The 25,256-nt window shown below is 70.0% G+C and carries 19 protein-coding genes and 1 pseudogene; 15 read left to right on the top strand and 5 right to left on the bottom strand.

Features of this window, described 5'->3' with window-relative positions; translation table 11 throughout:
* Positions 1–31 precede the first annotated feature (31 nt).
* A pseudogene (locus C1703_RS27820) lies at positions 32–697 on the top strand (NAD(P)-binding domain-containing protein); the annotation flags it as partial.
* Between the two features lie 232 nt (positions 698–929).
* On the opposite strand, the gene C1703_RS27825 reads toward C1703_RS27820, so the two are convergent.
* The 5 genes from C1703_RS27825 to C1703_RS27845 all read right to left on the bottom strand — a co-directional run bounded on the left by C1703_RS27825 (position 930) and on the right by C1703_RS27845 (position 6,250).
* Positions 930–1,991 carry a polyprenyl synthetase family protein gene (locus C1703_RS27825; protein ID WP_232840612.1) on the bottom strand — a complete coding sequence of 354 codons (1,062 nt, stop codon included), beginning with the start codon at positions 1,989–1,991 and terminating at the stop codon, positions 930–932.
* Between the two features lie 51 nt (positions 1,992–2,042).
* Entirely contained in the window at positions 2,043–2,978 is a 936-nt protein-coding gene (gene ispH / locus C1703_RS27830) for a 4-hydroxy-3-methylbut-2-enyl diphosphate reductase (protein WP_114257625.1), read from the bottom strand.
* Between the two features lie 162 nt (positions 2,979–3,140).
* Entirely contained in the window at positions 3,141–4,421 is a 1,281-nt protein-coding gene (locus C1703_RS27835; protein WP_114255407.1) for a benzoate/H(+) symporter BenE family transporter, read from the bottom strand.
* A complete protein-coding gene (locus tag C1703_RS27840) occupies positions 4,418–5,380 on the bottom strand; it encodes a UbiA family prenyltransferase (RefSeq protein WP_114255408.1) in 963 nt (320 codons plus the stop codon). The genes C1703_RS27835 and C1703_RS27840 overlap by 4 nt, the downstream gene beginning before the upstream one ends.
* Before the next feature lie 45 nt (positions 5,381–5,425).
* Positions 5,426–6,250, bottom strand: coding sequence for a class I SAM-dependent methyltransferase (locus C1703_RS27845; RefSeq protein ID WP_114255409.1), 825 nt, complete (start codon positions 6,248–6,250; stop codon positions 5,426–5,428).
* A gap of 423 nt (positions 6,251–6,673) precedes the next feature.
* On the opposite strand from C1703_RS27845, the gene C1703_RS27850 reads away from it, so the two are divergent.
* From C1703_RS27850 to C1703_RS27915, 14 genes are all read left to right on the top strand, one after another.
* On the top strand, positions 6,674–7,666 hold the full coding sequence (locus C1703_RS27850; RefSeq protein ID WP_198678295.1) for a hypothetical protein: 993 nt from the start codon (positions 6,674–6,676) through the stop codon (positions 7,664–7,666).
* A complete protein-coding gene (locus C1703_RS27855; RefSeq protein ID WP_114255410.1) occupies positions 7,656–8,561 on the top strand; it encodes a sugar phosphate isomerase/epimerase family protein in 906 nt (301 codons plus the stop codon). Before C1703_RS27850 ends, C1703_RS27855 begins: the two co-directional genes overlap by 11 nt.
* On the top strand, positions 8,558–9,850 hold the full coding sequence (locus tag C1703_RS27860) for a M20/M25/M40 family metallo-hydrolase (RefSeq protein WP_232840613.1): 1,293 nt from the start codon (positions 8,558–8,560) through the stop codon (positions 9,848–9,850). Before C1703_RS27855 ends, C1703_RS27860 begins: the two co-directional genes overlap by 4 nt.
* On the top strand, positions 9,847–10,983 hold the full coding sequence (locus C1703_RS27865; protein WP_114255411.1) for an Ldh family oxidoreductase: 1,137 nt from the start codon (positions 9,847–9,849) through the stop codon (positions 10,981–10,983). The genes C1703_RS27860 and C1703_RS27865 overlap by 4 nt, the downstream gene beginning before the upstream one ends.
* Positions 10,984–10,991: 8 nt before the next feature.
* Positions 10,992–11,900 carry a Gfo/Idh/MocA family oxidoreductase gene (locus C1703_RS27870; RefSeq protein ID WP_114255412.1) on the top strand — a complete coding sequence of 303 codons (909 nt, stop codon included), beginning with the start codon at positions 10,992–10,994 and terminating at the stop codon, positions 11,898–11,900.
* Positions 11,897–12,307 (top strand): hypothetical protein, encoded by a 411-nt coding sequence (locus C1703_RS27875; protein WP_114255413.1) that lies wholly within the window; start codon positions 11,897–11,899, stop codon positions 12,305–12,307. Before C1703_RS27870 ends, C1703_RS27875 begins: the two co-directional genes overlap by 4 nt.
* A gap of 28 nt (positions 12,308–12,335) precedes the next feature.
* The gene (gene dxs / locus C1703_RS27880) at positions 12,336–14,219 is read left to right on the top strand and encodes a 1-deoxy-D-xylulose-5-phosphate synthase (protein WP_114257627.1); all 1,884 of its coding nucleotides are present in this window, start codon (positions 12,336–12,338) and stop codon (positions 14,217–14,219) included.
* Positions 14,216–15,370: a flavodoxin-dependent (E)-4-hydroxy-3-methylbut-2-enyl-diphosphate synthase gene (gene ispG / locus C1703_RS27885; protein WP_114255414.1), complete on the top strand. Its 1,155-nt coding sequence runs from the start codon at positions 14,216–14,218 to the stop codon at positions 15,368–15,370. The genes dxs and ispG overlap by 4 nt, the downstream gene beginning before the upstream one ends.
* Before the next feature lie 685 nt (positions 15,371–16,055).
* Positions 16,056–18,176, top strand: coding sequence for a LuxR C-terminal-related transcriptional regulator (locus C1703_RS27890; protein ID WP_157993170.1), 2,121 nt, complete (start codon positions 16,056–16,058; stop codon positions 18,174–18,176).
* Between the two features lie 279 nt (positions 18,177–18,455).
* The gene (locus C1703_RS27895; RefSeq protein ID WP_232840614.1) at positions 18,456–19,568 is read left to right on the top strand and encodes a DegT/DnrJ/EryC1/StrS family aminotransferase; all 1,113 of its coding nucleotides are present in this window, start codon (positions 18,456–18,458) and stop codon (positions 19,566–19,568) included.
* On the top strand, positions 19,526–20,677 hold the full coding sequence (locus C1703_RS27900; protein ID WP_232840615.1) for a DegT/DnrJ/EryC1/StrS family aminotransferase: 1,152 nt from the start codon (positions 19,526–19,528) through the stop codon (positions 20,675–20,677). Before C1703_RS27895 ends, C1703_RS27900 begins: the two co-directional genes overlap by 43 nt.
* A gap of 69 nt (positions 20,678–20,746) precedes the next feature.
* Entirely contained in the window at positions 20,747–22,009 is a 1,263-nt protein-coding gene (locus C1703_RS27905; protein ID WP_114255418.1) for a nucleotide sugar dehydrogenase, read from the top strand.
* A 193-nt stretch (positions 22,010–22,202) separates the two neighbouring features.
* On the top strand, positions 22,203–23,813 hold the full coding sequence (locus C1703_RS27910) for an AMP-binding protein (RefSeq protein ID WP_198678297.1): 1,611 nt from the start codon (positions 22,203–22,205) through the stop codon (positions 23,811–23,813).
* Positions 23,814–23,844: 31 nt separating this feature from the next.
* Entirely contained in the window at positions 23,845–25,224 is a 1,380-nt protein-coding gene (locus tag C1703_RS27915) for an NAD(P)/FAD-dependent oxidoreductase (RefSeq protein ID WP_114255419.1), read from the top strand.
* The last annotated feature ends 32 nt before the right edge of the window (positions 25,225–25,256 follow it).

Raw genomic sequence — 25,256 nt, forward strand, 5'->3', positions numbered from 1 at the left:
GCGCTGTCCACATCCCGAAAGGCGAGGCGAGGACATGAAGATCGGCATCATCGGAGCGGGCAACATCGGCGGCAACCCGACCCGGCGGCTCACCGCCCTCGGTCACGACGTGTCCGTCGCCAACTCCCGCGGCCCGCACACGCTCACGGCCCTGGCGGAGGAGACCGGGGCGACGCCCGTGCCGGTCGAGGAGGCGGCGCGGGGAGCGGACGTGGTCGTGGTGACCATCCCCCTGAAGGCGGTCCCGGACCTGCCGTCCGGTCTCCTCGACGGCGCGGCGGACGGCGTCGCCGTCATCGACACCGGCAACTACCACCCGCGGCAGCGGGACGGCAGGATCGCCGCGATCGAGGACGAGGGCCTCACGGAGAGCCGCTGGACCGAGCGGCAGATCGGCCACCCGGTGGTCAAGGCGTTCAACGGCACCTACGCCCAGGACATCCTGGACCGCCCGCTCCCGGCCGGCGACCCCGACCGCATGGCCCTCCCGGTGGCCGGCGACGACGAGGCGGCCAAGCGCACGGTGCGCGACCTGATCGACGCACTCGGCTTCGACACCGTCGACGCGGGCGGCATCGACGACTCCTGGCGCCAGCAGCCCGGCACCCCGGTCTACGGCCTGCGCGCCGGCACCGACGCGATCACCAAGGCCCTGGCCGAGGCGTCCCCGGAACGCCCGGCGGACTTCCGCGGCTGAAGAGCGGAGGCTGGTCGGCTTCGGTGGGGCGTGGGCCGTGGGCCGTGGGGGGGTCGGCGGCGGCGCCCGCACCTGGCGCCGCGGTCGCGGTGATCCGGTCCGCCAGGATGGCCACGGCCGACAGCAGCTCGGCCGGCGGGCGGGCCAGGTCCAGGGCGTGGGCGGTGACGGTGATGTCTGCACGCCGCCGGGCCCGCCTTCCGGGCGGACGACGGGAAGGTGACGAAAGGCCCTAGCAGTCCCGGTAGGCGACGGACACCGCCATGGCCGTGAGTTCCTCCGCCCATCCCGGGGCGAGACCGGCGTCACGTACGGCCGCCTGAGCCGCTTCCACCTGCTTCTCGATCAACGCCTCCACACGTTCGTGGACGCGATGCTCCACGAGCAGGTCGTACAGCTCCTGCGGAGCCACCGCTGACCAGTCGTCTCCCATCAGCGTGGCGATCGACGGTTCGTCAGCCATCGCGAAACACATCAGCAGTGTCATCTTGTGACCGGCGAAGTCCAGCCTGTTCGGCTTGCCGGTCACCCGCGGATCGCCGAAGGCGTCCAGCAGGTCGTCGCGCAGCTGGAACGCCTCACCGACAGCACTCCCGTACTCCTCGAACGTCTGTGACAGGGCCGTGTTTCCGGCCAGAGCGGCGCCCAGCCACAGGGGCCTCTGGATCGTGTACCGGCCCGACTTGAACCGCGCGATCCAACGGGCGAGATCCGCGTCGGGCTGACATCGGGCGGCCGCCCGGATGTCCAGGAACTGCCCCATCATCAGTTCGGAGCACAACTCGCCCCAGACCGCCGCGACCTGCGGCGGCGAGCCCGCGACGAGACGGTTGGCGAACACCGACGCGAGATTGCCGGCGAGGACGGCCACGCTCTCACCGTACCGGCGAGCTTCTCCCTTCCAGGAGCGCCGCCTGTGCAGTTCCGAGTGCCGGACGTGTGCTGTGGGCGCGTTCCTGCGCACCTGCGAGCCGTCCATGACGTCGTCATGCAGGAGCGCGAACGTGTGCAGGAGTTCCAGTGCGGCGGCGACATCGACGATCGCCGCCGAGTCGGGAGAACCGCCGGCGGCCAGGTAACCCGATACGCAGAACGCGGGGCGCAGCCGCTTGCCTCCACTGGCGACCATGTCCGCCACGCAGTCGATCAGCTCGACGGAGTCGGGGTTCAGCTGGTGCCAGCTGTTCCGCTCGTCCCGCAGCAGCTCCGCGAGGCGCCGCTCGACGCGCTCCATGACCTGCTGCCGCAGCACACCGGCGTTCAAGGACTGTGTCGTGTCTTCCACTGCTGTCACGTCGACCATGTCAATACCTCGGTAGGGGATGCCACAGGGCGAGTGGAGGGGTCAGTCCCGGTGTCCAGCGTGGTCGAACAGACTGCCCGGAACGGCGAAGGTCACGTTCTCGGTGGTGGTACGCACCACTTCCCGGCCGGTGTACCCGAGTTCGTCCAGCCGGTTCAGCAGTTGCCGCACCAGGAACTCGGGGGCGCTGGCGCCGGCGGTGACGCCGACGGCGTCGGCCCCGGCGAGCCGGCTCTCGTCGAGCCGCGACACGTCGTTGACGAGGTACGCCGGGGTGCCCCGGCCCCTGGCCACCTCGACCATGCGAACGGAGTTGCTGGAATTGTCCGAGCCCACGACCAGGACCACATCCGAGCGCGCCGCGATCTCCTTCACCGCGTTCTGGCGGTTCTGGCTGGCGTAGCAGATGTCGTCGGTGCCCGGGCCCTGTATCCCGGGGAACCGCCGGGTCAGTTCGGTGATGATGTCACGCGTCTCGTCCAGAGAGAGCGTGGTCTGCGTGAGGAACGTGACCTCCGTCCCCTCCGGGAGTTCGAGGCGCCGGGCACTGTCCACGGTGGGCACCACCACGGTGCGGTCCGGGGCTTCGCCGAAGGTGCCCTCCACCTCCTCGTGATCGGCGTGGCCGATCAGCACGATGGTGCGGCCGTTCGCGGAGGCCCGTTTGGCCTCCTGGTGCACCTTGGCCACGAGTGGGCAGGTGGCGTCGATCACGCGAAGGCCGCGCCGGGCGCTGTTGTCGCGCACGGCGGGAGAGACGCCATGCGCGGAGAAAACGCATATCGCGCCTTCGGGCACCTCGTCCTCCGAATCCACGAACCGGGCACCACGGCCCTGCAGTTCACGGACGACATGCTCGTTGTGCACGATCTGCTTGCGCACGTAGACGGGTTCCCCGTACGTTTCCAGCGCCTGCTCCACCATGCTGATGGCGCGGTCGACGCCGGCACAGAACCCGCGGGGTTCGGCCAGCAGCACCCGTTTCACGGTACGTCCTGCAGAAGGCGACTCCGAATTCTTGATCGTGGGCACCTGTCACCCTTTCCGTTATTCTTTTTCATGAGCCGGCCGCTCACATCCGGGATGTCTCGCACCGCAATGGTCCGTGCGTAATTCAGTGGCTGCCATAGCAAACACCTGTCAGCCTGTACGGTCCTTCCTCAATGGGACGCTCCGCGCCCGGACGATGATCAGGTGGACCGCTGTTCCCGCAACCAGCCCCCAGAATGCGGAACCGATGCCGAGGAATTCCACTCCCGATGCGGTCAGGAGCATGGTGACCAAGGCGCCGTCACGATCCGCCGCGGTCTGCGTGGCCGACGCGATCGCACCACCGAGCGCACCCAGCAGCGCCGTCCCCACCACCGCGCTCACCAGGGCGTCGGGCAACGCGGTGAACAGGCCCACGACCGCGGTGCCGAAGAGGCCGACGAGCAGATAGAAGAAGCCGCAGTACACCCCCGCGATGTAGCGCCGCTCGGGCTGCTCGTCCGCTTCCGGACCGGTGCAGATGGCGGCAGTGATCGCTCCGAGGTTGATCGCGTGACAGCCGAAGGGCGCCAGCAGCGCGGAAGCCGCTCCGGTCGCCAGCACGAGTCTGCCCGCGTCGGGCCGGTAGCCGGCGGCACGCAGGACGGCGAGGCCCGGCGCGTTCTGGGACGCCATGGTGACCAGGAACAGGGGAACGGCCAGGCCGACCACCGCATCGAGGGAGAACGCCGGGACGGTGATCTGCGGCCGGACGAGGCCCAGGTGGATGGCGTCCCAGTGGAACCGGCCGGTCAGCACGGCGCACGCGCAGCCGATGAGCAGCGCGACGGCGATGGACCAGCGGGGTGCGAGACGTCGGCAGCAGACATAGCCGGCCAGCATGCCCGCGACCATGGTGAGGTCGGCCTGTGCCGCCCGGAACAGATCGATGCCGAACTCCAGCAGAATCCCGGCGAGCATGGCGGCGCCGATCGACGCCGGTATCGCTCGGACCAGCGCGTCGAACAGCCCGGTGGCCGCGACCACGAGGGTGAGCGCCGCGGCGACCACATACGCTCCGACCGCCTCGGCGAAGGAATATCTGTCCAGGGCCGCCACCAGCAGGGCCGCGCCGGGTGTCGACCACGCGGCGACGACGGGCATCCGCAGGGCGATGCTGAGAAGCACCCCTACGAGACCGCTGCCGAGGGAGACCGCCCAGACCCATGACTCCAGTGCCCCGGACGGCAGCTCCGCCGCCCGCGCGGCCTGGACGATCACCGCCATGGGCCCCGAATAGGCGACGATCACGGCTATGAGGCCGGCCACGGCGGCGGACAGGTTCCAGGCCGGATGGCGGGAGCGCGTGGCCCTGCCGTCCCCCGCGGGGCCCCCGCCCCCGGACGCCCGCGGCGTGCCGCCGGGCTGGGAGAGGCCCTTTCCGTGGGTCATCGGGCCACGTGGACGGCGAGAAGGTTGCCGGCCAACAGCAGCACGACCCCAAGACGCTGACACTTGATGCCCAGCACGCGGGCCGCCAGCGCCTCGCCCCGTACCACGCCCTTGTACACCTGTACGGCACGCGCCAGGAACAGGGGCGTGAGGATCGCCAGGAACCACGCCGGCACGACGTCGAGTACGACCGCGGCCACCACGGCCCCCGGTTCCACCAGGGTGAGTGCGGCGATGATCGACCGGTAGGCGCGCGGTCCGGTCATGGTGGCCAGGTTGCGCCGGCCCGCGAACCGGTCCCCGGCGATGTCGTTCATGTTCGAGTACAGCGAGACGAGGATGCTCCACAACCCGAACAAGACGGACTCCAGCACGACAAGACCGGTGACCCTGCCGCTGACCAGCGCGTACGGCAGCAGCACCACGAGTCCGGACGAGGAGACCAGCAGCAGTTCCTGCCCGCCGCGGTAGCTGAGCTTCAAGCCGTAGGAGTACTGCATGGAGGACAGGGCGACGTAGAGCAGCGCGACGCATGCCCACAGCGGCTGGTGCGGCGCGGTGGCGGCGGTGACCGTCCACAGCGCGACCCCCCAGGCGGCCGCTCCCCAGGCGAACCGGGTGGCCTCCCGGACGGTCAGGACACCGGAGAGCAGCGGCTTGCGGGAGAGGTCGCGCAACGCCCCGGTCTCCGGCGTGTAGTTGCGTGCGTCGCTGCCGTCTCTGACGCCGGTCAGGTCATCGAACGCGACCGTGGCGGCCACGACGCCGACCTGCCCCGCCAGGAAGAGGGTGAGGGTGAGCCAGGTCGACGCCTGCCACAGCAGGGCGCCCGGCAACGCCGTCCACACCAGCGGGACGCACAGGTAGAAATCGAAGAAGGAGAGCTTTCCCAGCCTGGCGTACGCCCCGAGCTTCGACCTGCCTGGGGCCTCGGTGGGAACGGCTGTCTTCACGGCCATCGCCGATCGGCCTTTCGTGGAGGAGTCGGGGTGGCGGCCGGGGGCTCAGGCCGGCTTGCGACCGTAGGTCGAGATGAGCACCTGGCTCAGCCAGTGGTTGTCCGGGTCGTTCATGGCACGGACGGCCTCGTCGATGCGCTCGGGGGTCAGCAGGCCTTGGCCGAGCAGCCGTGGACGCAGGTACTCCAGCCACAGCACGTACATCCGCGCCCTGTCGGAACCGCCCTGCACCATCACGGCCCGGCCCTCGGCCCACACGTCCTCCAGGCCGGCCCGCAGGGCCGCCTGGTGGTCGATGTGGCCACCGCGCATGCAGTAGTCGGTCTGCTCCATGACCGTGTAGGCAGCGGTGTGCACGTCCTTCAGGAAGTCCTCCGAGGCGGCCGACCTGAACAGCGTCAGGGCGTCGGTGTCCTCCAGGAAGAGCAGCCCGCCGGGACGCAGGGCGCGAACCATCCGCTCCACCGCGGCGTACGGATCCTTCAGGTGTTGCAGCACCATCCGGGCATGGACGAGGTCGAACTGCTCGGCGGGCAGTTCGTCGTCGCGGATGTCGAGCGCGGCCACCTCGACGGGCGGCCGGGCGAGCGGGAGCAGCGGCCGCGTGGACAGGTCCACCGCGAGGACGCGCCCGCCAGGGCCGACGCGCTCGGCCAGCTCTCTGACGATGGAGCCCTGTCCGGCCCCCACTTCGAGGCACGACCAGCCGGTCGTCACCCCCAGGCGGTCCAGGCGTTCGATCGTGCCCTCGTCCCACAGCGCCTCATTGGCCCGCACGCGCTCCGCCTCGTGGTCCCATTCTGTGTCGAAGAGATAGTCGTCCTCCTTTCCCTTCGCCTTCTCGGGGGCGGTTCCGCCGACAACACTCATGTGGAGTCCTCTCCCCGCGGCCCGGAACCGCGCGGCTGCCGTACGGCGAAGCCGCAGGCGGATTCGGCCGGGACTTTCCGAACGGTCACACCCTAGAAACGCGGGTGTGGCCGGGCCATAGCAGGTCGCTGTGCTTCCCGCGGCGCCCACAGGCAGCAACCTGTCATTCGGGGTCACGCCCGATGGCGCATAACCTGCACTGCGGGGACGTTATCGACCGTTCATGCGGAACCGCGCATCCGTCTTCCGATGCCGTATTCACGTGCGCGTTGATCGACTACCTGTATCGGCCACCGGCCGGAAGGGACGCAGGAAGAGCGGAACGACCCGTACGACAAGTCGGAGGCATTCACCTTGTTGCAGACATTGATCGTCGGTTTGGGAAGGTCGGGACTCGGTCTCCACCTGTCCATCCTGCGGAAATTGCGCCACGGCGTGCCCGGCGAGAACGCGGATCTGTTCGCCCCGGAGGCGCCTGTCGGCTACGACATCCGCGCCGTCCCGGTGGAGGGGGGAACCGGCGGGCTGCGTCCGGTCCGGTCCCTGGCCGAGGCGCGGGCACTGCTCGATCCCGAGCGCACGGTCGTGCACTTGTGCACCCCACCGCGGGTACGTGCCGAAGTCTTGGAGGAACTGGCCGTACTCGGCTTCCGCGCGATCCTGGTGGAAAAGCCGCTGGCCGCGGACAACGCGGAGGTGGACAGGATCCGCGCGCTGCGTGACCGGCACGGTCTGCGCCTGGCTGTCGTCGCACCGTGGCTGCACAGCACCTTGACGCAGCGGCTGGAGGCGGCGGTGCTGTCGGGCGGAATGGGCGCGCTGCGCTCCATCGACATCCGTCAGAACAAGCCACGCCTGACCAGGACGCTGCAGAGCCGGAGCCATCCGACGGTCTTCGACATCGAGTTGCCGCACGCGGTCGGCGTCGCGCTGCGGCTGGCAGGGCACGGCCGCGTCACCGAGGCGTCCTGCGAGGACGCCAGGGCCGGCGACGTCATGGTCAGGTTCATGGGCGCCGCCCGGTCGTCGATCCGGCACGACAGCGGCGTGGTCACCACCATCACCTCCGACCTCATGTCCGCCACCCGCGAACGAACCATCACCCTGCGCTTCTCCGGCGGCACGCTGACCGGGCACTACCCGGTCAGCGCGGCCGACTCCTACGCGCAGTTGCACACCGAGGTGCCCGGGCGCCCCGGCACGAGCGACGTCTTCGAGGACGAGGCGCTGACCGCGTGTCTCCTGCAGACGTACCGCGACTTCGCCGCAGGCGCGGACCTGACCGCCGGCTTCGCGCTGCAGGCGCAGGTCGTCTCCCTGCTCACCGCGGCGAAGAGGCTGTCCATACGCGGGGCGGCCGCCGAGCGCGCCGCCGACCCGGCGCCCGTGCGGGAAGGGGCGGTTCATGCCTGCTGACCGGTTCGCGTTGCCGCCCGGCATCGAGTGGTGCGGCATCGGGGACGAGGCGGCGGTGGCGCTCGATCGCCAGCTCGCGGCGCTCACCGAGCTCGGCTGGGGCCTCATCGAAGTGCGCAACGTGGACGGTGCGGCCCTCGCGGACCTCGACGACGACGCGTTCGACCGGCTGGTCCAGCGTCTGGACGCGGCCGGGTTGGGCGTGGCCTGCGTCGACTCCCGCATCGCCAACTGGGGTCGCCCGATCACCTCCGACTTCGCCACTGATCTCCGCGAGCTGGAGATCCTCACCGAGCGCTGTGCCCGTCTCGGCACCCGCCGGATCCGGATCATGTCCTATCCCCAGGGTGGCCTGGAAGAGGGCCGATGGCGCAGCGAGGTGTACGCGCGGATCACCGAGCTCGCCCGGCGCGCGGAAAGCGCGGGTCTCACCCTGCTGCACGAGAACTGCGCCGGGTGGGCCGGGCGCGAGGCGGGCCGGATGCTCGATCTGCTGGCGCACGTGGACAGCCCGGCGCTGAAGCTGCTGTTCGACACCGGCAACGGCGTCGCCTACTCCTACGACTCCTACCGGCTGCTCCTGGACATCGCCCCCCACGTGGAGCACGTCCACATCAAGGACGCGGTGCCCGAGGGGTCGGGGGCCGCCTACGTGATGCCCGGGGAAGGCGTCTGCCGGGTCGCCGACAGCCTGCGCGTGCTGGTCGACCACGGGTACCGGGGGGTGTGGTCCATCGAACCGCACCTCAACGTCCGGCCCCACGAGTCCGTGGCGGCGACCGGCTCGGACTACGTGAAGGAGTTCATCGCCTACGGACGGGCGCTGGAGGAACTGGTGAGCACACGTGTGCTGGGCGACCCCCGCCACGAGGACGAGCCGCGGCGGTCGGTGTGAAACGGATCCCGTTCCTGCCGCACGAGTGCGAACTGCTGCTGCGGCTGCTGGAGATGAACACGGTCGGGCTGCTGGAGCTCGGCGCCGACGGTCCGCGACCGAGGCTTCGCGAGGCTCAGCTGGCGTACGCGGAGGCGGCCGCGGAGCTGGGCTTCTCCGTGGCGTACCACGGACACCCCGACCCGTCCGCGCTCGACCGGCGCGACGTGCCGCGCATGGTCCGCGAGGCCCTGGCCGACGTGCCCGACTTCCTCGAGTGCCAGCCCAGCATGGTGCTCCGCCTGGGGCCCGAGATGCCCCGGGAGCGGACGGTCATGTTCAACGTCCATCTGGACACGGTGAGCGGTTGGGAACCGTCCCGCTTCCTCGACGGGAGATTCCACGGACGCGGTGCGATCGACGCCAAGGGGCCGGCCGTCGCCCTGCTCGCGGCGGTGAGGGCCGCCGCGGGGCTGCTGCCGGAGCTGGGGCGCACCACCGGGGTCCTCATCCAACTGGTCTCCGGCGAGGAGGGTGGGGCGATGGGCGTCTTCGGTACCCGCCCGCTCCTGGAACAGGGGTTCGTCGGCCGGCTGAACATCTTCTGCGAACCCACCGGCTCCCGGCTGCTGCCGCGCTCGACCGCGTCGATGACCGCGCGCGTCGTGGTCGACGGGCTGGACTCCATCGACGACCGGCCAGGTGGCGGTCACAACGCCAGCGTCCTGCTGGGATTCCTCGCCCAGCACCTGGCCGAGCGACTGTCGCACCGGAACGACGGCATCCGGGTCTGTGTGGCAGGCCTGCGCACAGGGCCGCTGCACAACCGCGTCTACGGCACCGGCGAGCTGCTGCTGAACCTCGCCTACGAGGACAGCCTCGACGGCAGGAAACTCGAGGGCACCATGGAAGCGCTGCTGGCCGAGGGCCTGACGGCCTTCACCGAGAAGTTCCGCGGCCTCCCGGACTTCCGGCTGACCGCCGAGGAAGCGGAGTCGGTGACCCGTCTGGAGTGGCTCAAGCGCGGGCTTCCCGCCCTGGTCGCGCGCGAGGACCCCTGGGCCGAATCGGTTCTCCGGGCAGCGGACCTCCCCTGGGTGCCGGCCGATGAGCCGTCGTTCACCTGTGACGCCATCTGGCTGGACCGGTTCCCGGGCACCTACACCACCGTCTTCGGGCCCGGGGATCTCGGCTCGAACAACGCACACGCGCAGGGAGAGTTCGCGGACCTCGCGGACCTGGAGGCCTACGCCGCGGGCGTGGCGCGTCTGCTGCGCCATTTCACACGAGCGACGAACGGACAGTCATGACAACGACCGCAGAACCGGCAGCCCGTGGGACCGACGTGCGGCTGCCCTACGACGGCCTGCTGGACCTCGCGACGGCGGTGTTCGCCGCCCGCGGCATGCCCCGAGCACGTGCGTCCGCCGCGGCGGAGGCGCTGCTGTACGGCGATGTGACGGGCATGCGCTCGCACGGTCTGGTCAACCTCACCCGTCTGTACCTGCCCCTGTTCGACGACAACAGGGCGGACCCGGCGGCCGACCTGGAGATCGTGGCGGACCGGCGGGCCGCCGTGCTCGTCGACGCCCGACGGAGCCTCGGTCTGTGGGCTGCCGGCGAGGCCATGGACATGGCGGTCGCGCGCAGCGCCGAGTACGGCGTCGGCATGGTCTCGGTTCGGGGCGGCACGCATTTCGGCTGCGCCGGCCACCACACTCGGCGGGCCGTGCGGCAGGGGGCCGTCGGCGTGCTCCTGTCCAACTGCGGACGGCAGCGCATCGCCCGGCCGCCGGGCGGACGCTCCGCCATGCTCGGCACCAACCCGCTCAGCGTCGCCGCCCCGGCCGGGCCCGGCCTGCCGCCGTTCGTGCTGGACATGAGCACCACCGCGGTACCCACCGGCAAGGTACGCGAAGCGGCACGGGCCGGCCGCGGCATCCCGGAAGGGTGGCTGCAGGACGCGTCCGGCCAGCCGGTCACCGATCCCGCCGCGCTCGACCGGGGGGAGGGCTTCCTCATGTGGCTGGGGGGCCGCCCCGAGACCGGCGCCTTCAAGGGCTACGGACTCGCACTCGTGGTCGAGGTGCTGGCCGCGCTGGTGGCCGGTGCCGGCCTCGGCCCCGCACCGGAGGCGTTCGGCGGGGACGGCAGCCCCACCGGCCGGGACGACGACATCGGTTTCCTGGCGCTGGCCGTCCAGCCCGCGGCGCTGCGGCCGCGGGAGGATTTCCTCAGTGACGCCGCGGGGATGTTCCAGAGCCTCCTGGACTGCCCTCCGCTTCAGGCCGGCTCGCCGGTCGGCTACCCGGGGACCAGGGAGGCGGCCTACGAGGAGGACGCGCGTCGGCATGGCGTCGCGGTCAGCGAGGCCCTGTACGCGGAGCTCGGTGAGGTGGCGGAAACGATCGGTGCCCGCGCCCCGCGGGTGGTGGCACCATGAGGCGGCCGATGCGCGTCGGCCTCGTGGGCCTCGGTGTCATCTCCCGTTTCTACGCCGCGGCGTTCGAGGCGGTGCCGGAGATGTCCCTGGACGCGGTCTGCGATCTGCGCCCGGATGCGCTGCGGCCCTATCAGGACCGGGTGCGCCGCTACACCGACCATCGGGCGATGCTGGCCGAGGGCGGTCTCGACGCCGTCGTCGTCAACGTGCCCAACGACGCCCACGCCACCGTGTGCGGTGATGCGATCCGGGCGGGCGTGGCGGTGTGCGTGGAGAAGCCGCTCGCCACGACGGTCGCGGACGGACGGGCGCTCGTACGGGCGGCGAGAGAGCGGAAGGTCCTGCTCTTCACCTCCTTCCACCGGCGGTACAACGACAACGTACTGGCCTTGCTGGACCGGATCCCCGGCGACAGCAGCGTGGAGTCGCTCACCGTCCGCTACCTGGAGCGCATAGAGGAGCACGCGGGTGACGATCGCTGGTACCTCGATCCGCGGCGCTGCGGAGGCGGCTGCGTGGCCGACAACGGCCCCAACGCCTTCGACCTGGTCCGGCAGTTCCTCGGCGACGTGGAACTGGTGGACGCGAAGCTGACACGGACCGGGGACGGCGTGGACCGGCAGGCCGTGGTCGACCTGCGCAGCCTCTCGGGAGCGACCGCACGCGTGGAACTCGACTGGTCGTACGACGGGGAGTGCAAGGACGTCGCGGTCCGTCTGACGGACGGCTCCGTGCTCCATGCCGACATGCTCGGCGGCCACATCGGTTTCAAGTCGTCCCTCTGGCACGAGTACGTCGGTGTCCTGAGGGATTTCGCCGGTGCGCTGGAGGCCGGCGAGGACCGGTGCGCCGAGGGGCTGGCCGCACTCGAACTCGTCCACGACGTGTACCGGCAGGAAGAGCGGGGGCGGCTGTGAACATCGCTGAGGACGGCGCGAAGCGCCCCGTGCGGGGTGAGTTGGTGAAGATCCTCGTGCACCGGCGTGAGGACCGGGGAATGGTCCTCGAGGAATTCGCCAGCCGCTGTGTGCGCCGGGAGGAGATCCACGAGCTGGTGACGACCGACCAGCACGACACCGCCCCCGGGGCGGTCGTCGACCGGGTGGGGTTCCTGGGGTTCGTGGAGATCGCGTCCGGCGGCGTCATCGACCGTGGGGACGCGGTGTGGATCGGCGATCGCCGGATCGGCACCGTACTCGGATACGACTCCTGCCATTTCCCCAACCACTACAACATCCTGATCGCCACCGACCGGACGACGACGGGCGCCGAGCTCGGGCTGCGGCCTGCCTTGGAGGTGCGCTTTGGACAGCAACAGCAGTGACCGGCAACCATCCGCGCCGGGCGGGCGGCTGCTGGACACCGTGGACGGGCCGGCGGATCTGAGCCGTCTCGGCCTGCCGGAACTGCGCACACTCGCGCAGGAGATACGCCGGTTCCTCGTCACCGAAGTCTCGCGCACCGGTGGGCATCTGGGTCCCAACCTCGGCGTGGTGGAGCTGACGATCGCTCTGCACCGTGTGTTCGACTCCCCGCGGGACGTGCTGCTGTGGGACACCGGCCATCAGGCCTATGTCCACAAACTGCTCACCGGTCGCAAGGACTTCAGCAGACTGCGGGCCAAGGGCGGGTTGTCCGGCTATCCGTCCCGGTCCGAGTCCGAACACGACGTCATCGAGAACTCGCACGCCTCCACCGCGCTGTCGTACGCGGACGGCCTGGCCACGGCCAACCGGCTGAGGGGATTCCACGACCGGTGCGTGGTGGCGGTGGTCGGTGACGGGGCGCTCACCGGTGGCATGGCCTGGGAGGCCCTGAACAACATCGCCGCCGCCAAGGACCGGCCGTTGGTCATCGTCGTCAACGACAACGAACGCTCCTACGCGCCCACCGTCGGTGGTCTGGCCGACCACCTGGCGACGCTGCGGACGTCGGCCGGCTATGAGGCTTTCCTGCAACGGGGCAAGGAGATCCTCACCGGCGTGCCCTTCGCCGGGCGGACGCTCTACGACGCGCTGCACGGGGCCAAGAAGGGGCTGAAGGACTTTCTCACCCCCCAGGGCCTCTTCGAGGACCTGGGGCTGAAGTACGTGGGCCCTGTCGACGGACACGACCTGGTCGCGCTGGAGACGGCTCTGCGTCGGGCCAAGGGATTCCCCGGTCCCGTGGTCGTCCACTGCCTGACCCGTAAAGGCAAGGGGTACCGGCCGGCGGAGGAGCACCAGGCCGACCGTCTTCACGCCATCGGCCCCAGGCGGGCGGCGCCACGGGCGACCGGTCCGTCGTGGACCTCGGTCTTCTCGGACGAGATCGTCAGGATCGGGGCAGAGCGGCCCGACGTGGTCGCGATCACCGCGGCGATGCGCGAGCCCGTCGGGCTGGAGGCGTTCGCGGCGGCCTTCCCGGAACGCACCTTCGACGTGGGCATCGCCGAACAGCACGCCGTCACCTGCGCGGCCGGACTGGCCGCGGGCGGGATGCACCCGGTGGTCGCCCTCTACGCCACCTTCCTCAACCGGGCCTTCGACCAGGTGCTGATGGATGTGGCCCTGCACAAGGCAGGAGTCACGTTCGTCCTCGACCGGGCCGGCGTCACCGGCAACGACGGGCCGAGCCACCACGGCATGTGGGACATGTCCATACTCCAGGTGGTGCCCGGCCTGCGACTGGCGGCCCCGCGTGACGGGGCCCGGCTGAGGGCCAGGCTGGCTGAGGCCGTGGCCGTTTCCGACGCTCCGACGGTCGTGCGCTACCCGAAGGGCGCCGTGCCGGACGAGGTGCCGGCCGTCGGGCATGTCGACGGCGTCGACATCCTGGCCGGCAGTGCGGAGGCGTCGGCCGACGTCCTGATCGTCTCGGTCGGAGCCATGGCCGCGACCGCTGTGCGGGTCGGCGAGGCGCTCGCCGGTGCGGGTGTCTCGGTGACGGTGGTGGACCCGGAATGGGTCCAGCCTGTCGCACCGGCCCTGACGACCGTGGCCGGCCGGCACGGCCTGGTGGCCGTGCTCGAAGACAACGTGGTCGTCGGCGGCGTGGGCTCGGTTCTCTCCCACACGCTGCGCGAGGCACATGTCAGCACTCCCGTGCTGCAGTTCGGCCTCCCGCGGTGTTTCCTTCCGCACGCGGACCGATCAGAACTGCTCGAAGAAGCCGGCCTGACACCCGACCAGATCTCCCGGTCCCTGCTGGACTCGGTGACCAGGTGTGGGCTGCTTGACGACCGGAGGGCCTCGTGACCTCGATCGCTCTGGGAATGCCGTCCGTTCCGCTGAAACTGGCGCAGCGCCGCAAGAGCCGGCGGATCCAGGTAGGGAAGGTCGCGGTGGGTGGTGACGCGCCGGTGTCGGTGCAGTCGATGACCACGACGGTGACCGCGGATGTGGGTGCGACGCTGCGGCAGATCGCGGAACTGACCGCGTCGGGCTGCGAGATCGTGCGGGTCGCCTGCCCGTCGCAGGACGACGCGGACGCGTTGCCGGAGATCGCGCGCAAGTCGCAGATCCCGGTGATCGCCGACATTCACTTCCAGCCGAAGTACGTGTTCGCCGCGATCGACGCGGGGTGTGCGGCGGTACGGGTGAATCCGGGGAACATCCGGCAGTTCGACGACAAGGTGAAGGAGATCTCCAGGGCGGCGTCGGCGGCGGGGGTGCCGATCCGGATCGGAGTGAACGCCGGGTCGCTGGACAAGCGGCTGCTGGCGAAGTACGGCCGGGCCACGCCGGAGGCGCTGGTGGAGTCGGCGTTGTGGGAGTGCTCGCTGTTCGAGGAGCACGGGTTCACCCAGCTCAAGATCTCGGTGAAGCACCACGATCCGGTGGTGATGGTGAACGCGTACCGGCTGCTGGCGGAGCGATGTGACTATCCGCTGCATCTGGGGGTGACGGAGGCGGGTCCGGCGTTCCAGGGGACGATCAAGTCGGCGGTGGCGTTCGGTGCGCTGCTGTCGGAGGGGATCGGGGACACGATCCGGGTGTCGTTGTCGGCTCCTCCGGCGGAGGAGGTGAAGGTCGGCATTCAGATTCTGGAGTCGCTGGGGTTGCGGCAGCGGCGGCTGGAGATCGTGTCGTGTCCGTCGTGCGGTCGGGCACAGGTGGACGTCTACAAGCTGGCCGATGAGGTGACGGCGGGCTTGGAGGGCATGGAGGTGCCGCTGCGGGTGGCGGTGATGGGCTGTGTGGTCAACGGTCCTGGCGAGGCTCGGGAGGCCGATCTGGGAGTGGCGTCGGGCAACGGCAAGGGACAGATCTTCGTCAAGGGCGAGGTGATCAAGACGGTCCCGGAGTCGAAGATCGTGGAGACGCTGATCGGGGAGGCGATGAAGATCGCCGAGCGGATGGAGGCCGACGGCGTCCCGTCCGGACGACCGAGGGTCGACGTCGGCTGAGGCGGGCCCGCCTCCGTTTACCGCCATCGCCCCCGCGTCCCGGCGGCGATGGCGCCCTGGCCACGATGGCCACCGGCCCCTTCCGGCAACCGCTCACAAGAAGGCGGTGCCCGTGTCAAGCCTCCGTTTTCCCCCGGCGGTGGCCACGGTCCGTGGGCCCTGTGGTGAGGATGGTGCGTGCGACGGGTGAAGGGACCGCCACTTCGCGGCCCCGCCGTCACGTGTCATGGAGAATCAAGGCGTTGACGGAAACTTTACCCGCTGAGTACGGTTGCTGCCGCGTCATTGACGGGGCCGCGGAGAGCTCGCGGGAGCAAAATCGGCGTCTCCTGTGCAGAACAGCTGGGTTTCAGGGCTGCGGGACAGCCCGCCTTACCTGACAGGGGCACGATAATCAAGCTGCCTTAGCGCAATTTACTTCTTGGGGGAGAGGTTTATGCGTCGTCCGTCCGACCCGAATCGATCACCGAATGCCACCGGGTCTCCGGCGGAACGCGTTCGCAGAACGGTTCTCCGAGCCGGGAATCGGACCTTCGGCCGCGCTGCGGAGCTCAAGTCGATCAGGGCCGCCCTGACAGAACCGACCACGCGGCTCCTCACACTCACCGGCCCCGCCGGGGTCGGGAAGAGCCGGCTGGCTCTTGAGGCGGCGGGCCTCGTCCAGTCGGCCTTCCGTGACGGGGCAGTGCTGATCAACCTGTCCGAGACCCACACCGCCGAGGAAGCATGGCACCAGATCGGGCGCGCGCTCGGCTGCGACGGCCCGGTCACCGCGCAGGACTTGGCCGCGGTCGTCGCGGACCAGGAGATCCTGCTCATCCTGGACGACTGCGATCTGCTTGCCTCCGAACTGTCCCTGGGGATCGCCGAGTTGCTCGCCACCTGCCCCGGACTGCGGATCACCGCGACCAGCCGTACGCCCATCGACATCTACGCCGAGCATCTGTTCCTCGTGCAACCGCTGCGGGTGGCCTCGGACAGCGACACGGACTCCGACGGTAAGTCCCCTGCCGTGCAGCTCTTCGAGGACCGGCTCAGGGAGCAGTACTGCGACAATGCCGTCCTCGACTGCGACCTGGACGTCATCGCGGAGATCTGCGCATTGCTCGACGGGTTACCCCTGGCCATAGAGCTCACCGCCCGCAGCATCGGCACACTCACCTTGCACTCCGCTCTCGACCAACTGCGCCAGGGCAACCTGACGCCTCCCTCCAGCCGACTGCACGACACGTCGGTCAGGCAACGGTCCATGGAGGACGCGCTCTCCTGGACGGACGGCAAGCTCGGTCCTGAGGAGAGAGAGCTCATCCAGCGGCTGTCCTGCTGTGAGGCACCCTTCGACTTGGACACCGCCGAGTACCTCGGTGGGCTCTCCCGGCCGCAAACCCTTCGCCTGTTGGACGAGCTGGTCCACAAGGGCCTGCTGCTGTTCGGACAGGACGAAACCGGTGAACCCCTGTTCCGAGTGCTCTCGGCCACCAGGAGTTTCTACCGCAGGCAGCTGTCGGCGGACAGGACCCGCGCCGCCGACGCGCGAGCCCGCCACGCCCGCCGCGTGACGGCGCCGGACAACTGGAAGCCGCTCGCCGAACTGTCCCTCGACCAGATCAACGCCGACACCGAACGCCGCGTCGAGGACGTGCGCACCGCCCTGCTGCCGCTGCGGGCTCTGGGGGAGCACCTGCGACTTGTCGAGGTCGTCCTCGCTCTCGAGAACATATGGATCGCCCAGGGCCGCCTGCCCGAGATGGCGGATCATCTGGAGCGGTCAGTCGAGGCGCTCGGGGCGGACGGCGGCCACGGCGACATCGGCCACCTGCTGTGCCGTGCCCTGGAGACCGCGGGACGCTGGCGGGCCGAGAACGGTCAACTCCAACTGGCCGAGCGCGCCTGGAAGTCCGTGACGGCGCTGTACGAGGAGCGCGGCGACCGGATCGGACGTGCCCGGACCGCCGGTCATCTGGGGGATCTGGCCCGCCGGAGGGGTCACCACGCCGAAGCCGGAGAGCAGCTCACCTCAGCCGCCGGCGAGCTGTCGGAACTCGGCGACGAACGCGGCCTCGCGCTGGTCCGGCGCTACAAGGCCCTGCTCGCCCACGACCAGGGAGCCCCGGACGCGGAGAACGACTTGCGCTCGGCCATCGCTTCCTTCCGTTCGCTGGGCGAACAGCGTGAGCTGGCGCTGTCGTTCCTGGCGCTGTCGCGGCTCCACCTGCTGACGGAAAAGCCCGGACGCGCCTGCCAGGAGGTGCGGTCCGCGCTGAGCTCGCTGCGGCAGCTCGGCGGTCCGGGGGATGTGGCGGCGGCGCTGGAGATCTACGGCTGCGCTCTGTACGCGCTCAACGCGCGTTGCCATGAGCACATCGCCCGCATGCTCGTGGCGGCGGACGCTCTGCGCTCGTGCCACGCGCTGCCGGCCGGTGACATCGCCGACCTGGTCGACGACGTGGTGCGTCGTCTGCGGACCGCACTGGGCCCGGACCACTTTTCGCGGCTGCGCCGGCGGCTGCGCAGCGTCCGCACCGAAGCGCTGATGGACGACGCACTCTCCGTGGCCGCGGACGAGACTGCGGCCACGGTGACGGAGGCGTCGCACGATTGCCTCACGCCCCGCCAGACGGAGATCGCGCTGATGGTGGCGGAAGGGATGACCAACCGTCAGATCGCCAACCGGCTCAGTCTGTCGGAGTGGACGGTCGTCAACCACCTCCGGCAGGTGATGCAGAAGCTGGAGGCGCCCTCACGCGTGCATGTGGCCCGCCACATGCAGCAGCAGCGGCACAACCAGCCGAAGGTGTCGCTCTGACGCCGGTGCGCGTGATCCTGCCTGGTGCTGTACCGGTCGGGTACTGATTTCTTCCTGCCATGGTGGCAGTCATCTGCCTGCAAAGACTTGCCGTTGTCGGTCAGGACAGCACGTGCCTAACGTCGACCAGGCGTCGTCCGCAGCACCAACCCTTTCTTCCCGTGCTGAAGGAGACAGATGAGCACAGCAACCGCAGGCATGACACCCGGTCGCGGAAAAACGCCGGGCGACAGCCCTGGGGGAGTCCCTTTCTTCTCCCAGGCAGCCACATTCAGGAACATGTGGCCGCTCATCAGCAGCCACGTCAATGACGTCTTCGAGCGCGGAAAGTTCTCGCACGGACGCAAGGTCGCCGAGTTCGAGCGAGCGATGGCCTCCTTCACGGGAGCCCGGCACGCCATTGCCGTGAACAGCGGGACCGACGCCCTGGTCATCCTGCTGCGCGCGGCCGGCGTCGGTCCCGGCGACGAAGTCATCGTCCCGGCCTTCACGTTCTTCGCCTCGGCTTCCGCGGTGACGATGGCCGGGGCCACCCCGGTCTTCGCGGACATCACCGATGACGGCGCGTACGCACTGGATCCCGCGTCGGTCGAAGCCGCGATCACCGAACGCACCCGGGCGGTGCTGCCCGTGCATCTCTTCTGCCAGCCGGCGGACATGGGAGCCCTGATGGACCTGGCCCGCCGCCGGGACCTGATGGTCCTGGAGGACAGCGCCGAGGCGGTGGGCATGCGCTGGGACGGCACCCACGCAGGGCTCATCGGTTCCGGCGGCGTTCTGTCCTTCTTCCCCACGAAGACGCTCGGGGCGCTCGGCGACGCCGGGATGATCCTCACCGACGACGACCGGACGGCCGAAGAGGCGAGCGTGTTACGGCACCACGGACGCATGGGCAGGACCATCGACCACATCGCCGGGATATCCAACCTCTCACGGGTTTCGGGCACCAACAGCAAGATGGACGACATCCAGGCGGCGGTCCTGATGGCCAAGCTGAGCCGGCTCGATGAGGACATCCGGCGGCGCAGTGTGCTCGCGGACGCCTACACCGAGCGGCTCCGCGGCGCCGATGGCGTGCTGGCCGTGCCGCGCCTGGTTCCGCGCGCCGTACCGGTCGACCCCGTCTTCTACGTGTATCTCGTCGAAGTCGAGAGGCGGGACGAGTTGGCGGAGCATCTGGCGGGGCGCGGCATCGGCACCGAGACCTACTACCCGCGCCCGCTGCACACACAGCCGTGCTACGCGGGGCGGCAGGCCCCCGGCTCACTCCCGCGGGCCGAGGCGGCGTGCCGGCGCACTCTGGCGCTTCCTCTGTATCCGGACCTCACCGAAGAGCAGGTGGACACGGTGTGCGCGGCCATATCGGACTTCTACGCCAGGGGGCCAAGGTGATCCCGTTCTTCCCGCCGGATCTCTTCGAAGCCGACCGCCAGGCACTGCTCGATCTGCTCTACGACGTCGGTACGGACGAGGAACAGCGGTTCATCCTCGGCCGCCGCACAGCGGAATTCGAGGACCTGCTGTGCCGCACGACCGGCGCGGCCCACGTCATCGCGTGCTCCAGCGGCACCGGGGGACTGAACCTGGCGGTCCAGGCTCTCGGAATCGGCCCGGGCGACGAGGTCATCGTCCCGGCCTTCTGCTGCCAGCCGGTGGCCAGCTCGGTGGCGAACGCGGGGGCGACGCCGGTCTTCGCCGACGTCGATCCACACACCATGGTGATCGACCCGGACAACGTGGCAGAACTGATCACTGACAGGACCCGGGCGGTGATGCCCGCTCACATCTTCTCGATCATGGCCGACATGCCCCGCATCAACAAGGTGGCCAGGGCGCACGGCATCAAGGTCATCGAGGACGCGGCCGTCGCCCAGGGCGCCGTCCTGGACGGTGTGCCCTCCGGGCGGTGGGGGGACATCGGAGTCTTCTCGCTCTTCCAGGTCAAGTCCTTCGGCACGGTCGGCGAAGGAGGTGTGGTCCTCACCGACGACGCGACGACGGCACAGGCCGTCCGTATGCTGCGCAACCACGGCCAGGACGGCGTCCACCGCTTCCTGCACCACATGGTCGGCCAGAACAACCGGTTCGACGAGATCATCGCGGCGTTCCAGCTGCACCGGCACGACGGCTTCGCCGGGCGGCTCGAACGCAGGGCGCGGATAGCCGACTACTACTCGGAGCGGCTGGTGCCCCTGGCCGACCGCGGTGTGCTGGCGCCGCCCGCGGGGCGCAACGGGCGTTGCTACTACGTCTACGCGCTCCTGGTCGAGCAGCGCGAGGAGCTGCGTGCCTGGCTGGCCGAGAAGGGGGTCGGCACCCACGTCTACTATCCCAGGCCGCTGCCCGCGCAACCGGCCTTCAGCGCGTTCGCACCCACGGGACGGGACCTGCCAGGTGCTCGGCACGCGAGTGACCACAACCTCGCCATTCCGATCTGGCCGCATCTCACGGATGCTCAAGTCGAGTACGTCGCCGATTCGATCTGCGAATTCTTCACCTGATGCATCTCGCCCATCCGCTGGGGCGATCTTCCATGGTTCGGCAAGCCGCAGAAAGTACGGGGCAATTCGATGGCGTCCAAAATCGTCGTGTTAGGGCAGGGCTATGTCGGCCTTCCGCTCGCCGTGGCAGCCGCGGAGCGGGGATACGAAGTCATCGGTTACGACACCGATGAGAACCGCGTGAAGAAGTTGGCGACCGGAGAGTCGTACGTCGCCGACATCGGCGCAGAGCGTCTGGCCGCGGTCCTCGCCCGGGCGACATACCGGCCTTCCGTCTCCGCCGGCGACCTCGACGGCTTCGACGTGGCGGTGATCGCCGTGCCCACGCCGATGGTCGACGGGATTCCGGATCTCTCCTTCGTCCGAGCGGCGGGGGAGGCCCTGGGCGCGGTACTGCGCCCGGGTGCCACGGTGATCCTGGAATCGACGAGCTATCCGGGAACCACCCGGGAAGTGCTGGCTCCGCAGCTGGAGAGGCTGTCGGGACTCACCCCGGGCAGGGATTTCCACCTGGGATACAGCCCCGAGCGGATCGATCCCGGCAACGGCCGCTGGGTGTTCGAGAACACACCCAAGGTGGTGTCAGGGATCGACGAGACCTCTTTGACCAAGGTGGCGGAGTTCTACGAGTCCATCGTGGACGAGGTCGTCCGTGCGGACTCCCCGGAGGTCGCCGAGTTGGCGAAGGTCGTGGAGAACACGTTCCGCCACGTCAACATCGCGCTCGTCAACGAACTGGCCATGCACGCGGAGGGCCTTGGCATCGACGTGTGGAAGGCGCTGGACGTCGCGGCCACGAAGCCCTTCGGATACATGCCGTTCAAGCCGGGGCCGGGCGTCGGGGGACACTGCCTGCCGGTCGACCCCCTGTATCTCTCCTGGAAGGTGGAACGCACTCTGCGCAGACCCTTCCGGCTCGTGGCGCTCGCGGACGAACTGAACAACCGGATGCCCGAGTACGTCGTGTGCAGGATCGCCCGGGGCCTGGACCGGCGCGGGCAGACGATGAGCGGCTCACGCCTGTTGCTGCTCGGGCTGGCCTACAAGGCGGACACAGGGGACATCCGGGAGTCGCCGGCCCTGGACATCGCCACGTTGCTCATCAAGGAGGGAGCCACGGTCCGTGCCGTGGATCCCCACGTCACCGAGCCGACCGACGTACCGGGGCTGGTCCGCGCCGACCTCACCACCGAGGAGATCGAGGCGGCGGACGCCGTCGTCGTCGTCACCGATCACAGTGCCTTCGATTACGACGCGATCACCGCTTCGGCGCGTTACGTCTTCGACTGCCGTCATCGGCTGACCCCCTCCGAGCGGATCGAGTCCCTGTGAGACCACGGGCGTCGGCGTACCACGTGGCTGAAGCGTGTCAGACCGTCCTCAGCCACCCGCGCACAGATTTGTCATTGTCGCCGGGACCCGCCACTCCTAGCTTGTCGATCAGGCCTGGCCGGGGCGGGGGTCCGGAACGGCGGAGCACTCGTCCCCGTGTGCCCGAGCCCGGAACTTCGCAGAGGAGAGCACGTTGAGAAAGGCCAAGGTCAAAGGGTACGGAATAGGCGCACTGTTCGACGTCTACGGAGAGCTCGGCCGTAGCACGGTCTTCCACCTCAGCCGCCCGCTGGACATCGCCCCCACGAGCGGTACCCGCTACGACGTGCCGGCGCTCGGCGCACTGGTCGCGCAGGCGGCCGGGTGGCTGGCGGCGGCGGGTGCCAAGGCGGGGGACCGGATCGCGATCATCAAGGACAACCACTGGGACTGCACCCTGCTGGCGTGCGCGGCGGCGCGCCTGGGTGCGCTGCCGGCGATGATCTCCGCAACGGTGGCCCCGGCGTACCTGGAGGAACTGCTGCGCCGGCTGGAGCCCGCCGTGACCGTCACGCAGGAACGCCTGCTGTCCGCTTGCCGGGAAGCGGGAGTGGATCCGACGAAGCTGTCCAGGGCCGTCGTCAGCCTCGACGGCCAGGTGCCGGGGACGCTGAGCCTGACGGACCTGCCGAAGGACCAGTCCCCACCGCCGCAGCGGCGCGATCCGAGCGCGCCGATGATCGTCACCCACACCTCCGGCACCACCGGGGTCCCCAAACTGGTCGTGCACTCCTGCGACACGATCCTCGGCATCCTCGGCAAGGTCGAGTCGGTCCGCTGGCCGATCGTCGCCACCCGCCGCAGCGACACGGTGGCCAGTGCCATCTCCTTCGTGCACGGGCGAAGCATCCCCTGGACCGCCGGCACCCTCATTCTGGAGCCGCGCAAGGCGGTGATCGTGGCCGACGGCGACCCGGCCGTCGCCGAACGCGTCCTCAGCGCCCACCGGCCCACCACCTGCGAGGCGCTGCCCAGCACCTTCACGCGCTGGGAGCGGCTCGCCCAGGCCCCTCACAACGTCTTCTCGGACGTGAGGCTGTATGTGAGCACCTTCGACGCCATGCACCCGCCCACGATCCGCACGTTCCTGGCGGCCTCGCGGCGCCGGATGCCGGTCTGGCTCCAGGGCTGGGGCCAGTCCGAGGCCGGGCCGCTGGCGTTCCGGCTGCTCACCCGGCGCGCCCTGGCCCGCACCGGGGAACGGCACCCCACCACCCGTCAGGTGGGCCGTCCCCTGCCCGGTTTCACCCGGCTCAAGGTGGTGGACCCGCAGACGATGCGGCCCTTGGAGGCCGGCGAGCGCGGCCTGGTCCTCGCCCGGACCCGCGGCCGGTGCCTGACCTACCTCGGTGAGGAGGACCGCTGGCGGGAGAAGGCACGCGGTCAGTGGTGGAACACCGGTGACATCGGCGTCCGCAGCCGCACCGGGAACGTGTCGCTGCTGGACCGAGAGGTCGACAGCATCCCGGGCATGAGCTGCATCGAACTCGAGGACGTCCTCACCGACCGGATTCCGCGGATCGAGGAGGTGGTGATCCTCGGTTCGCCCGGGCGCGAGCCGTTGCCCGTCGTCTGCACACCGGACGGGACGCTGGACGCGGCCGAGTGGCGGCGAGCCACCGGCGACCTGCCGCCGCTGGCCGAACCTGTCTGCGTCACCTGGGACGAGGTGCCCCGCACCGGCACCGGGAAGGTGCGCCGCGGTGAACTCCGCGCACGGTTCCTCGACGGGGCGGCGACCCACGGGACCGGAAGGTGGACATGACCGCGCCCGGCAGGACGGATGAGGTGCATCGGTGAGCGAGATCGACGTGGCGGTCGTCGGCGCGGGGATCTCGGGCCTCGCGACGGCGCACTGGTTGACCCGCCAGGGGCGCTCGGTCCAGGTCTTCGAGGCCGACGACGGCGTCGGCGGCCGGATGCGCAGCCACCGGCGGAACGGATACCTCCTGGACACGGGCGCCGAGACACTGGCGGCTCATGGCTATCCGAGCACCTGGCGGTTGCTGAGGGAACTCGGCGTCGCGCCGGGCGATGTCCTTCCCGTGCGCAGCGCCGTGGGGCTGTGGCGTGACGGTCGCGTACATCCCTGGGTGGGGCACCCGCTGGGCGGGATCACCGGTGCGGGGCTGTCGCCTGGAGGACGCCTGCACATGATGCGCATGACCGGGCGCCTGCTGCGCGGCGCCCGCAGGTTCGACGTGCGCCGCCCGGAGGACACGCCGCTGGGGACGATGACAGTGGCCGAATTCGCCCGGTCCTACCCGCCGGAGCTGCACGACTACCTGCTTCAGCCGGCCGTGGGCACGGCCTTCGGCTGGCGACCGGAACATGCCTGCATGGGGCCCTTCGTCAGCAGCATGCTCTCCACCCGCGGCATCTGGAAGTGGCGCACCTACCGCGATGGGATGGATTTCCCGGCCCGGACCATCGCCGAGCGCGTTCCGGTGCGCACCACGAGGCCGGTCGCCGAGGTCGTCCCGGCGGGCACGGGCGTACGGGTGACGTTCCGCGACGGTGACACGCTCACCGCGCGTCAGGTCGTGCTGGCGGTGCCCGCTCCGGTGGCCGCCGAGTTGTATCCGGCCATGCCCGAGGAGGAGAGGGCCTACGTGCGGTCCTGCCACTACGCCCCGATGGCCCGGGTGAGCTGCCTGCTCGACCGGCCGCTCGAGCCGCCGCGTGGCCGGGCACAGCCGCATGTGTACGCGCTGCTGGTGCCGGGCGCCGTGGACGACGTGCTCAGCGGGCTGACCATCGAGCACAACAAGGCGGCCGACCGGGCTCCCCGTGGACGCGGCCTGGTCACCCTGTTGCCCGCGGCGGACGTCACAGCGGACTTGCTGAGCACGTCCGACGGCGCTGTCATCGCGACGCTGCTGGAACGAGCCGAGCGCTACCTGCCGGGAGTGAAGGAGGCGTGCCTCGACGCGGTGCTGCACCGGTTCCCGCACGGCTCCATCGAGGCGCGCCCGGAGACGCTCGGCGCCCGCCCGGCGTTCGTGCGCCGCGCCCCGCGAGCCGTGGAGTACGCCGGTGACTGGCTCTTCCTCAGGGCGAGCAGCGAGGGCGCCGTCGATTCCGCCGGTCTCGCGGCCGCCAGGGTCATGGAACGCCACAGGGCGGGGCGGACCCCGGGCTCCGCGCATCGGCGCCCGTCCACGCAGGCCCCGTAGTCGTACGGGACACCCAGCCGCTATTCGTGTGC

The sequence above is a fragment of the Streptomyces sp. Go-475 genome (assembly GCF_003330845.1).
Taxonomy (GTDB): domain Bacteria; phylum Actinomycetota; class Actinomycetes; order Streptomycetales; family Streptomycetaceae; genus Streptomyces.